Genomic DNA, 12,039 nt, shown 5'->3' with positions numbered 1-12,039 from the left:
TCACCGAACGGCGACACGACACGCCGGATCAACCGCCGTGCGCGCGCCAATCAGTCAGGTATGGCAAGGCGGTCGTTAAACCGCCCGCCGCCACCATTTCCGCCACAGGGTCAGTGCCCTACGACGTTGGGATGGCCCCTTAAGGGCCATTCTCAATACGTCTGTCATAATACTACTCGTCTGCCTCGACGCGGGTTTGTCCCACGTTCTGGTGGCGAAACTAAGCAGAGACGCGTTTCGTGCCAAGAAACAATTTGTTTATCAGCAAAAAACAACCAGCAGGCGCGGCGCATGGGCCACAAAGCGCCGCTTCACCCCTGTTTCGGCAAGAACGCCTCCACGGCCGCCGTCGCCACCACCAGCATCTTCCCGGTATCCGGGTTGACCACATTCAAACCGCCCTCAACGGCGCACACTTCGGCCCGCCCACGCGGCAAACCCGCCGCCAAGACGGCACAATCCACAGCCTCGGGCCGTGCCACACCAACCGTCACCTGCACCCGCATCTCTTCGTGAGAAAGACCCGTCGCCTCGAACATCGGAATGGCTGAATGACGGATCGCGTCCTCAATCGCGCGGGCCGCCGCCTTGGTGTAATCCTCGCCATACTGATCGTTGCCCATGCCCATCTCGATGATAAACCGCCGCTCGCTCATGCCGCACCCTCCAGATCAAGCGCCACCGAAATCGCGACATTCGCAATCACCGTCGGCTTGCCGCCATCGGTCCGCGGCACGTCCAGACCGCCCTTGCGCGCTATCACCTCGACTTGACCGTAGGGGAAAATCTCGGCCACCTTCGAGGCCTCGACAGCATCCGGGTCCTGCACTCCAACCTCAACGGTGATCTGCATCTCAGCCTTATCCTTGCCGAACAGCTCGGCCAGATTGATCGAATTGTGCCACAACGCATCGCGCACCGCCCGCACAGCAGCTTCGGTATAGTCCTGCCGCCGAAGCGAACTGCCCATCCCAAACTCTGTCAGCAATCGCTTCACCGCCATCTCGCCACTCCCAATCCAAAACCATCGTAACGCTTATCCCCTCACCACCGAAACAAACAGACCCTAACCACGGCGCGAAAAAAAGGGCGACGCAGGTTTCCCCGCGCCGCCCCCTCAAAATCCGAAGATGGCTTAGTTCAAAGCCGCATCCGTGATCTCACTTGTCCACGCGCCCACAGGGGCAGCCGTAATCACCGGATCAGACCCGCCGGCAAGCAACGTCGCAACCGTGCGATCGAAATCCGCTGGATCAAGCGCTCCGTTTGATCCTGCCGTCAACTTGGCAATTTCGCCCATCATACGCACCTGATGGGCTTCGGTTTGCGCGCCGGTCTCGTCGTTATCAAGAACAATCATAGCAGCTTCCATGGGGTTCTCCTCGGCCCACTTCCAACCCTTCATTGATGCACGCACAAAGCGCACCATCTTGTCCTTGAATGCAGGATCGGAAAGGTTTTCCTCCAGCACGTAAATGCCGTCCTCCAACGTCGCCACGCCCATGTCCTCATACTTGAAGGTCACCAACTCGTCCTCGGCCACGCCCGCATCCAACACCTGACCGTACTCATTATAGGTCATCGTCGAAATGCAATCGGCCTGACGCTGCAACAACGGATCAACGTTAAAGCCCTGCTTCAACACCGTCACACCATCGTCACCACCGTTGGTCGAAATACCTTCCTGGCTCATCCACGACAGGAACGGATATTCGTTGCCAAAGAACCAAACGCCAATGGTCTTACCCTTGAAGTCCTGCGGCCCGGTGATCCCGGTGTCCTTCCAGCACGTTAGCATAAGGCCCGATGACTTGAACGGCTGCGCAATGTTTACAACCGGCAGACCCTTCTCGCGCGCCGCCAATGCCGACGGCATCCAGTTCAGCATTGCATCCGCGCCGCCTCCAGCCAGAACCTGCGGAGGCGCAATGTCCGGACCACCCGGAAGAACCGTCACATCAAGGTCTTCTTCCCCGTAATAGCCGTTCTCCAAAGCCACGTAATAGCCCGCAAACTGCGCCTGCGTGACCCACTGCAACTGCAAACGCACCTCATCGGCCGCAAATGCAGACCCCGCACTCATTCCAAGAGCCGCAACAGCCCCTGCCAAAAACTTATTCATCTCAGTTCTCCCCTGTTTGATTTCACTTTTTCATCGTCTCTGCGACGGATGCCAGAACGTAAGCCACCGCTCCAACACCGTCAAAAATCCATAGAGCAGCGATCCAGCCAAAGCCGCCACCACAATCACTGACCACACCATATCAAGCGCCAATTGTCCAAGCGAGGCATTGATCCGAAATCCCAACCCCACCGTCGGCGAGCCAAAGAATTCGGCCACGATCGCGCCGATCAACGCCAGCGTTGCCGAAACTTTAAGTCCATTGAATACAAACGGCAAAGCCGCCGGAAGGCGCAATGTGATCAGGGTCTGCCAATAGCTTGCCGAATAGGTCCGCATAAGGTCGCGCTGCATCGCAGTCGTGTCCGCCAATCCCGCCACGATGTTCACCAGCATGGGGAAAAACACCATGACAACCACGACCGCGGCCTTTGACTGCCAGTCAAACCCAAACCACATCACAAGGATCGGGGCCGTGCCCACGATCGGCAAAGCGGCCATGAAATTACCCACCGGTAACAGCCCGCGACGCAGAAAATCATATCTGTCCACAAGCACCGCCATCCCAAACGCTAAGGCGCAGCCGACAACATAGCCCGACATAGCCCCCTTCAGGATTGTCTGGACAAAATCTGCCCAAAGCGTCCGAAGGTTGCCGGCAAACGTCACCGCAATCTGGCTTGGGGCGGGAAGGATCACGGACGGCACATCCAATGCCGTCACGATCGTCTGCCAGCCGATCAGAACCACAGCCCCCAAAGCAAAAGGCGCCGCCAACCGTCCCACAGAAGGCGCTTCGGCCCATCCTGCGAGCGCGTCGACAAACTGCCAGCCAATATAGGCTAAAAGCGCCACCCAAAGCAGCGCCATCCCACCATCACTTTCCGCGCGCCCCAGTGCGGCCAAGGCAATCACGACGAACATCAGCAAGAAAACCACCACCGAGATCGTCGTGCCCATCGCTTCGCTGAACCGCCTCACGTCTGCGCTCCCATCGCTCGAAGTGTGCGCCGTTCAATCCAGCCGACCAACCAAACAAGTCCCGCCGCCATCACCGCAGCCATAAATAGTGCAGCCCAAATTTGCTCGGTCTGCCCATAATAACTGCCGCCCAACATGCGGGCCCCGAGGCCGCCCCGCTGCACTGGCAATTCGCCCACAATCGCGCCCACCAAAGACGCCGCAATCGCAATTTTCAGCGACGCAAAAAGATATGGAACAGAGGCCGGCAACCGCAGCTTCCAGAACGACTGCGATTTGTTGGCGCTGTAGGTCTGCAACAAATCCATCTGCATCGCATCCGGGCTTCGCAAACCCTTCACCATCCCTACGGCCACCGGGAAGAATGACAGATAGGCACTAATCGCCGCCTTCGCGACCAACCCGGAAAGCCCGACCGAATATAGCACCACGATGATCATCGGCGCCAATGCGACAATCGGAATAGTCTGCGAAATGATGGCCCACGGCATCACGCTCAGGTCCATGGCACGGTTGTAGACGATCCCAACCGCCAACAAGATCCCAAGCACCGATCCGATCACAAATCCCAACACCGTCGCGGTCAAGGTCACACCGCCATGGTAGATCAGCGACCGGTTTGAAAAGCTCCCTGATTGCACAATTCCACGCCGCCCTGTGGTTTCCTCAACCCAGGTCGATTTCCACAACTCGCCCGCCACCTGATGCGGGGCAGGAAGTCGAGCCCGCTCTGTCGACCAGGACGGTCCGATCAGATCAAGGTTGGCAAACACCAACCCCCAGCGCCCTGCGTCCCGCCGCTCTGCTGCCGAGGGGGGCACAATAACAGCCCCCTCCCGCTCCGCCTGGGTAAGGACCTCTTTGATATTCATTGGCACGACGGCCACGTACCAAATAGCCAACAACGTCGCGATCACCGCCAGCACTGGCATAACTGCCTTCCTAAACCACCGACCACCGCGTCCGATCGCCGAATTTTGCATCGTCCTGCCGCTCATAGGTGCAAATTCCTAACACTTCGCAAATGGCGCGAACGGCTGCCCCGACGCAATACCGACGTTACACCGACGTTGTAGCGACATCGTCTCAAAGCGCGAACCTTTCCCCGGTTTGTGGGTCAAAAAGCGGGCACGCAAACGGCTTCATGACATCATTCAAACGATTTGCGTCATCCCCATCCCATGCCCCCCGAAGGGAAAGTCTAGCATAAAATTCAGAGACATAGACCTCGATGACGCCAGCCCCCCCTTTTAACCAAAACGGTCCCTCATCATGGGTCCAGTCAGGTGCCGCCTCCAGTGCCTCGGCCACCTTCGCTTTCATTTGCTCCACAGGCAACAAAGCTATCTCTTTTCGCGGACTACCGTCCGCCAAAGCGACACAATGCTGCGCAAACTCCTCTTCCTTTCCAGGTGGATACGTCCCTTCATCAATATAGCTCCAAAAATAAAGGTCGTGGCTCAAACCTCATCTCCATGACCCGCGCGCAAGCCCTCACGCACCCGATGTGCGATCGCAATGAACTCAGGCGTATCGCGAATATCCAAGCCTCGATCCTTCGGGAGTGGGCTCTCGATTACATCCGTAATCCGTCCCGGGCGCGGGCTCATGACAACAATTTTCGTAGATAAATATACGGCTTCCGGGATCGAATGCGTTACAAATGCAATCGTCTTCTGCGTTCGCGCCCAAAGCGATAGGAGCTCTTCATTCAACCGGTCCCGCACAATCTCATCAAGCGCCCCAAACGGCTCGTCCATCAGCAACAAATCCGCATCAAACGCTAACGCGCGCGCAATCGAAGCCCGCTGCTGCATCCCCCCAGACAACTGCCAGGGGTATTTCTTCTTAAAACCCGCCAATTCAACAAGTTCCAGGACATTTCTCACCCGATTCTCGATGTCCGCTCTGGAAAACCCCATGATCTCCAATGGCAGCCGAATATTCCCCTCAATCGTCCGCCAGGGATAAAGCCCCGCCGCTTGAAAAACATAGCCATAAGCCCTAGCTTTTCTTGCCTCATCTGGAACCATTCCATTGACCGTCAACACCCCGTCCGTCGGAGCTTCAAGGGCCGCAATTGTGCGCAAAAACGTCGTCTTCCCACACCCTGATGGCCCGATAAAGCTAACAAAATCCCCCTTATCAACAGTCAGATTGACGTCCTTCAACGCATGCACTGGACCATCTCCGGTTTGAAACGTCAGCGATAGATTTTCCGCTGTAATCACAGGGGTTTGTACCGAATGGTCCGTGGACGAAGAAGGTACGTTGTTGCCGTCCATCAAACCCCCGTCGCCGGAATACCAGTGCGTTCCACAGGGCGCGGAGCTGTCAGCTCTTTCCAATTCGACAACGCCTTGTTCACCGGATTGTTCGCCTCGCGCCGCACAAACTTTCCGTGGCCTTCCTCGGTCCTAATTTCCCCGTCATGCACTGCGATATGCCCGCGAGTCAGCGTAAACCGAGGCAAACCCTTCACGTGCTTGCCCTCGAACACATTGTAGTCAATCGCAGATTGCTGGGACGCGGCCGTAATCGTCTTCTCCTTTTCAGGATCCCAAACAACAATATCCGCATCCGCTCCAACCAAAATCGCACCCTTTTTCGGATAACAATTCAGAATCTTGGCAATATTTGTGCTGGTCACCGCGACAAATTCATTCGGCGTTAACCGGCCTGTGCTAACTCCATGGGTCCAAAGCATCGGCATCCGATCCTCCAGTCCGCCAGTCCCGTTCGGAATTTTAGTGAAATCGCCCACGCCAAAACGCTTCTGGTCCGTGGAAAACGCACAATGGTCCGTCGCAACAACGGACAAAGACCCCGACTGCAGGCCAGCCCAAAGGCTGTCCTGATGCTTCTTGTTGCGGAATGGCGGTGACATGACGCGGCGCGCCGCATGATCCCAATCCTTGCTGAAATACTCGCTTTCATCCAATGTTAAGTGCTGGATCAAAGGCTCTCCCCAGACCCGCTTTCCCTGTTGCTTGGCCCGCCGGATCGCCTCGTGCGCCTCCTCGCAGGACGTATGCACCACATACAACGGAACCCCCGCCATATCCGCAATCATAATTGCGCGGTTCGTCGCCTCACCCTCAACCTGGGACGGCCGCGAATACGCATGCGCCTCTGGTCCTGTATTGCCCTCAGCCAGCAGCCTAGCCGACAGTTCCGCAACCACATCGCCATTTTCTGCATGCACCATGGCAATCCCGCCAAGTTCGGCAAGTCGTTGAAATGATGCGTACATTTCGTCATCATTTACCATAAGCGCACCCTTGTACGCCATGAAATGCTTGAACGTCGTGATACCCTCTTTCTCGATCACAGACGCCATCTCATTGAAGACCTGCTCGCCCCACCAGGTCACCGCCATATGGTAGGAATAGTCGCAATTGGCCCGCGTCGATTTGTTGTGCCACATCGCAAGCGCATCATGCAGCCCCTGCCCCGGTGCCGGCAACGCAAAGTCGACAACCATCGTCGTGCCACCCGATAAAGCTGCCCGAGTCCCGCTCTCAAAATCGTCCGTTGAATACGTCCCCATGAACGGCATCTCTAGGTGCGTATGCGGATCAATTCCGCCCGGCATCACATAACACCCAGTGGCGTCCAACTCCGTATCGCCAGAAAGCCCCTGACCAATCTCAACGATCACGTCGCCTTCAACCAATACATCCGCGCTATAGGTCAGATCCGCCGTCACCACAGTGCCATTCTTAATCACAGTAGACATCTAAAACTCCCCGTATCCCTATGTTTCCCGTCGTTTCTTCTTGGAAGAAATACTCCGGGGGTTTGGGGGCAGCGCCCCCATCATCAATCTTTGTAGTTAGGCTCTTCACGATCAAGCACCCGCTTCATCTCGGCAAAATGCGCGGAGGCCTCATCGTGATATGTCTCCCACTCGGCCGCCGTCTCCTCGGCCAGATCATCCGCCATCACCGCCAAATCCTGCCCGGTCGAATAAGCCAGAACCATTGTCCTTGCAGCCCGCTCTAGATGATACAACGCATCCCACGCCTCACCTACCGTCGCCCCAAGCGTCGTCACCCCGTGGTTCTGCATCATTACGGTCGAATGATTGCCAATCGCGCCCGCAATCCGCTCGCCTTCCTCACCAGCCGTCGCAATCCCGCCAAAGCTCATGTCATAGGCCAAACGCTTGTAAAACCGCGCCGTCACCTGATCAATCGGCCTGATAGTCGGGTCCTTCAAGCCTGCCAAAGCCGTCGCATGGGGCGGATGAATATGCAGCGCCACGCGGGCCTGCGGCAAGTTTCGGTGCAGCGCCGAGTGGATCGACCAGGCACTTGGATCCGGCGCATCTGGCCGCTCCATCGTCAACGGATCATCCGCATCACACAGCACCAAATCCGACGCCTTCACCCGGCTCCAATGCACCCAACGCGGGTTCACCAAAAACTTGCGCCCATCTGCAGACACCGCGGCCGAAAAGTGGTTCGCCACGCCCTCATGCCAATCATTGCGACACGACAGACGGATCGCCGCCGCCAGATCAATTCGGATTTGGGCTTCATCAATATCGCTATGCACGTTCATGTTTCTAACTCCCTGCGCTCTGAGTGTTCACGGCTGTAAAGGTCCACTTGACCTCTACCAAGACGCAACTCACCCCACAATCTCCGCCGTCTCAACCACCGCGTGGAACAACACATCTGTCCCCGCCGTCGCCCATTCCTTCGAAATATCTTCGGCTTCATTGTGCGAAAGACCGTCAACACAAGGGCACATCACCATCGCCGTTGGCGCCACATCATTGACCCAACACGCATCGTGGCCAGCCCCCGAAACGATATCCATATGAGAGTACCCCAACCGCTCCGCCGCGTTCCTTACCGCCGCCACACACCCCACATCGAACGCGGGCGGATCAAACTGCCCAACGATCTCGCACTCGAAACCGACACCAATCTCTTCGCAAATCTTCGGTGCGCGCTCCATCAACTCTGCAACCATGTCGTTAAGCTTATCAAGGATATGCGTACGCATATCGACGGTGAACACAACCTTGCCGGGGATGATGTTGCGGCTGTTGGGATAGACATCCACATGCCCGATCGCCCCTACCGCATTGGGTTGGTTCTTCATCGCAATCTCATGAACAAGCTCTGTCACCAAAGCCAAACCGCGCCCTGCGTTCTTGCGCATAGGCATTGGGGTCGAACCGGTATGGCTCTCTTTCCCCGTCACCGTGCATTCAATCCAGCGCAAACCCTGCCCGTGGGTGACCACACCGATATCGCGACCCTCGGCCTCCAGAATTGGCCCTTGCTCGATGTGCAATTCAAAGAACGCATGCATATCCCGCGCGCCGACTTTCTCGTCGCCCTTCCAACCGATACGCTGCAATTCATCGCCAAATTTCTTGCCGCTGGCATCTGTTCGCTCATATGCCCAATCCAATTCGTGCCGGCCCGCAAACACCCCCGAAGCCAACATCGCCGGCGCGAACCGCGTGCCCTCTTCGTTGGTCCAGTTCACGATGATAATCGGATGCTTCGTCTTGATCCCAAGATCGTTCAGCGTCCGCACAATTTCCAATCCGCCAAGCACTCCTAGAACGCCGTCGTATTTTCCGCCTGTCGGCTGCGTATCCAGGTGCGAGCCCACGTAAACGGGTAACGCGTCCGGATCTGTGCCCTCGCGACGCATGAACATGGTGCCCATCTCGTCGACACCCATCGTGCAGCCCGCGTCTTCGCACCACTTTTGAAACAGCACCCGTCCCTCGGCATCTTCATCCGTGACGGTCTGGCGATTGTTGCCGCCTGCAATCCCGGGGCCGATCTTGGCCATTTCCATCAGACTGTCCCAAAGCCGGTCGCCGTCGACCTTCATATTTGCAGCTGGTGCGGCCATCTCGTGTCTCCCCGTATTTCGCGCCCCGTCGTTTTCGCGGGGGCTTTTCTGACCAAACGGTCAAGTCGATCGCACCACAGCAAACCCTGCCGGTCAATGAAAACATGAGCGAGCCCAACCCTACAGTCGATCCGCCGTCCTTATGCGCAATCAAAGCGAGATCTGCCTACATGCAGCGTTGCCGAAAACATTTGACCACTTGGTCAATTGGGCCCTACACCGGGCTACTTGCTACAAACCGGAGCCGCCCGCCTTGCCAGATGACCGCCCGCAAACCCGGATCCAGAAAAGGAACCGGGAAACCATCTTGGAGGCGGCGCTAGAAGTATTCTCGTCCGAAGGCTTCCGCGGTGCTACGCTTGACCAGATCGCATCGGCAGCCGGTCTCTCCAAACCGAACGTTCTCTATTATTTTGCCTCAAAAGAGGCGATTTACACCGAACTTTTGTCCACGCTTCTCGACACCTGGCTTGACCCCTTGCGCGCGCTTGATCCAAACGGCGAACCTATCGCGGAACTGGTCGCCTACATGCGTCGAAAATTCGAGATGAGCCGCCAGTTTCCCCGCGAAAGCCGTCTCTTCGCCAACGAGATCGTGCAAGGCGCACCTCGCATTCTCGACGAAATCAACGGACCTCTGAAAGCGCTTGTCGACGAAGTTGCAGGTCTTATTCAAACATGGATCAGCGCAGGCCGTCTGGCGCCTATCGACCCGCATCACTTGATCTTTTCGATCTGGGCGACCACGCAACACTACGCCGATTTCGATGTGCAAGTCCGCGGCATTCTTTTGCCAGAAGGCGACAGCCATCTCGATACAGCCGAGGATTTTTTGGTCACACTCTACACACGCACACTGACGCCTAAGGCAGATTAACGCGTCTTTAAAAGCCGATGTCTTTTCCCGACCTCAAACAATAGATGTGCAATCTGGTACGATCACAGGATGATCCGTCCCGGCGAGCTTCTCCTACAAACATCCGTCCCGCTCTCTTCGGCAAAATCCGCTCTGCGTCGATAATCCCAGCAAACTGTGCGACCATCACCTGCCCCAACGGCAAGACACTTGTACCTTCGTCGCCTTCGCCCTCATCAACCAGGAGCCTTCTGCGGAATTCGATCATGATGCCCTAAACGCGCCAATCCAAACCGTACGACCGCCAACAGCATCTCCGAAGCCAGCAAACGCCGCAAATGAACAATCGTCCAATCTCCCTGGCGATCCGTGTCGATCAGAAACGCAACACGCGCTCCGGACTCGACCGCTGGACCGTTGGCGCAAAATCTAGAATGCCATGCGATAACCAATACGGGTCCGGATCCGTAACCCCAAAAGCCACGAAAATATCCTGATCCGGTGTGAATATATCGCGCGACTTCGGCCCGAAAAGGTCGGGATTGATCTCCGCCTCCCGACGTCGCCAAACCTCTTCAAGATCGATCACTCAGCAGCTTTGGCTGATGGGTTGTTCGGATGCGTCGTCCAGTTGGCGTAATCCGCCTCAACCACCTTGCCGGTGCGCAAATCCATCATGCCAGGCTGCAATTCTTCCATCGTGATGCAGTCCTCGACCGGGCACACATCGACGCACAAATTGCATGCGACGCATTCCTCGTCGATCACCTCAAACACCCGGCCCGGCTTCATCGCAATCGCCTGATGCGAAGTGTCTTCGCAGGCCGCATAACACCGCCCGCATTTGATACAGGCGTCCTGATCAATCCGCGCCTTGGTCACATAATTAAGGTTCAGATACTGCCAATCCGTCACATTTGGCACCGCGCGCCCGGTCACCTCCTCAATCGAGGTGTAGCCCTTCTCGTCCATCCACTCGGACAGACCGGCGTTCAGTTCCTTAATGATCCCAAAGCCATAGACCATCGCTGCCGTACAAACCTGCACCGATCCGGCCCCAAGTGATAGGAACTCTGCCGCATCGCGCCATGTGGTGATCCCACCTATACCGCTGATCGGAAAGCCTTGCATTTCAGCGTCCCGCGCAATCTCGGCCACCATATTCAACGCAATCGGCTTCACCGCAGCGCCGCAATACCCACCATGAGACCCCTTGCCATCAATCGAAGGCTCGGGCGACATCGTATCAAGGTTAACGGACGTGATCGACGAGATCGTATTGATCAGCGATACCCCATCAGCACCGCCCGCATGCGCCGCCCGCGCCGGATAACGCACATCCGTAATATTGGGCGTCAACTTCACAAGAACCGGCATCCGCGTGTTGGCCTTGCACCACCTTGTCACCATCTCGATATATTCTGGCACCTGCCCCACGGCAGCGCCCATACCGCGTTCGCTCATTCCGTGCGGACAGCCAAAATTAAGCTCAATTCCATCCGCTCCGGTCTCTTCGACTTTCGGCAGAATTTCTTTCCAGGCCCATTCCTCGCAAGGCACCATAAGGCTCACAACCATCGCACGATCCGGGTAATCTCTCTTAACCGCCTTGATCTCACTCAGGTTCGTCTCAAGGGGGCGATCCGTGATCAACTCGATATTGTTGATCCCCAGAACACGTCGATCCGCCCCGTAAATCACCCCATACCGAGGCCCGTTCACGTTCACCACATGGGGATCAAGCCCAAGCGTTTTCCAAACCACCCCACCCCATCCGGCCTCAAACGCGCGCCGGACGTTGTATTCCTTGTCGGTCGGGGGGGCCGACGCAAGCCAGAACGGGTTCGGAGACTTAATGCCCACGAAATTCGTTGAAAGATCCGCCATAAAAGTCTCCCTCAGCCCATCAGGCTCGCATGAATATCCATCGCGGCGTCACGCCCCTCGGCCACCGCCGTTACGGTCAGGTCATCGCCACCAGCCGCGCAGTCGCCCCCGGCCCAAACGCCCGCCAAGCTTGTCCGCCCGGCACCTGTAATTGCAATTTTGTTGCCGTCCAGCGTCATCCCCTCGGGCGCGCCCTCCAGCGTCTGACCAATAGCCTTGAACACTTGATCGGCCGCCAATTTGAACGTCTCGCCGGTCCCGGTCAGACCGCTGCCTGTATTCTCGGTGTATTCAAATTCAATCTCAC

13 protein-coding genes are annotated in these 12,039 nt (G+C 56.9%); 1 reads left to right on the top strand and 12 read right to left on the bottom strand.

Annotation, left to right across the window (positions count from 1 at the left end; all coding sequences use genetic code 11):
* Positions 1–311: 311 nt before the first annotated feature.
* The 10 genes from Q1B15_RS17620 to Q1B15_RS17575 form a co-directional block, all read right to left on the bottom strand.
* Positions 312–656, bottom strand: a complete 345-nt coding sequence (locus Q1B15_RS17620) for a Lin0512 family protein (protein WP_299756179.1) — start codon at positions 654–656, stop codon at positions 312–314.
* Positions 653–1,003 (bottom strand): Lin0512 family protein, encoded by a 351-nt coding sequence (locus Q1B15_RS17615; protein WP_299756176.1) that lies wholly within the window; start codon positions 1,001–1,003, stop codon positions 653–655. The genes Q1B15_RS17620 and Q1B15_RS17615 overlap by 4 nt, the downstream gene beginning before the upstream one ends.
* A gap of 132 nt (positions 1,004–1,135) precedes the next feature.
* Complete coding sequence (locus Q1B15_RS17610) at positions 1,136–2,122, bottom strand: ABC transporter substrate-binding protein (protein WP_299756174.1); 987 nt, start codon at positions 2,120–2,122, stop codon at positions 1,136–1,138.
* 30 nt (positions 2,123–2,152) lie between these two features.
* Complete coding sequence (locus Q1B15_RS17605; RefSeq protein ID WP_299756181.1) at positions 2,153–2,992, bottom strand: ABC transporter permease; 840 nt, start codon at positions 2,990–2,992, stop codon at positions 2,153–2,155.
* Positions 2,993–3,099: 107 nt separating this feature from the next.
* Complete coding sequence (locus Q1B15_RS17600; protein WP_299756171.1) at positions 3,100–4,035, bottom strand: ABC transporter permease; 936 nt, start codon at positions 4,033–4,035, stop codon at positions 3,100–3,102.
* A gap of 154 nt (positions 4,036–4,189) precedes the next feature.
* On the bottom strand, positions 4,190–4,567 hold the full coding sequence (locus tag Q1B15_RS17595; protein WP_299756168.1) for a hypothetical protein: 378 nt from the start codon (positions 4,565–4,567) through the stop codon (positions 4,190–4,192).
* Entirely contained in the window at positions 4,564–5,388 is an 825-nt protein-coding gene (locus Q1B15_RS17590) for an ABC transporter ATP-binding protein (protein ID WP_299756166.1), read from the bottom strand. The genes Q1B15_RS17595 and Q1B15_RS17590 overlap by 4 nt, the downstream gene beginning before the upstream one ends.
* Positions 5,388–6,842 carry a dihydropyrimidinase gene (gene hydA / locus Q1B15_RS17585; protein ID WP_299756163.1) on the bottom strand — a complete coding sequence of 485 codons (1,455 nt, stop codon included), beginning with the start codon at positions 6,840–6,842 and terminating at the stop codon, positions 5,388–5,390. Before hydA ends, Q1B15_RS17590 begins: the two co-directional genes overlap by 1 nt.
* An 83-nt stretch (positions 6,843–6,925) precedes the next feature.
* A complete protein-coding gene (locus Q1B15_RS17580; RefSeq protein ID WP_299756161.1) occupies positions 6,926–7,669 on the bottom strand; it encodes a class II aldolase/adducin family protein in 744 nt (247 codons plus the stop codon).
* A gap of 69 nt (positions 7,670–7,738) precedes the next feature.
* Positions 7,739–8,989, bottom strand: coding sequence for a Zn-dependent hydrolase (locus tag Q1B15_RS17575; RefSeq protein ID WP_299756159.1), 1,251 nt, complete (start codon positions 8,987–8,989; stop codon positions 7,739–7,741).
* Between the two features lie 253 nt (positions 8,990–9,242).
* Here Q1B15_RS17575 and Q1B15_RS17570 point away from each other — a divergent pair, with 253 nt between their 5' ends.
* Complete coding sequence (locus Q1B15_RS17570; RefSeq protein WP_299756155.1) at positions 9,243–9,866, top strand: TetR family transcriptional regulator C-terminal domain-containing protein; 624 nt, start codon at positions 9,243–9,245, stop codon at positions 9,864–9,866.
* A gap of 564 nt (positions 9,867–10,430) precedes the next feature.
* Here Q1B15_RS17570 and preA read toward each other — a convergent pair.
* Both preA and Q1B15_RS17560 read right to left on the bottom strand, forming a co-directional pair.
* On the bottom strand, positions 10,431–11,732 hold the full coding sequence (gene preA / locus Q1B15_RS17565) for an NAD-dependent dihydropyrimidine dehydrogenase subunit PreA (RefSeq protein WP_299756153.1): 1,302 nt from the start codon (positions 11,730–11,732) through the stop codon (positions 10,431–10,433).
* Between the two features lie 11 nt (positions 11,733–11,743).
* Positions 11,744–12,039, bottom strand: a 296-nt coding sequence (locus tag Q1B15_RS17560) for an FAD-dependent oxidoreductase (RefSeq protein WP_299756151.1), incomplete at its 5' end; no start/stop codon positions are given.

Origin of the sequence: uncultured Boseongicola sp. (assembly GCF_937988555.1) — a bacterium.
Lineage (GTDB): Bacteria > Pseudomonadota > Alphaproteobacteria > Rhodobacterales > Rhodobacteraceae > Boseongicola.
This window is presented reverse-complemented; position numbering and strand designations above follow the sequence as displayed.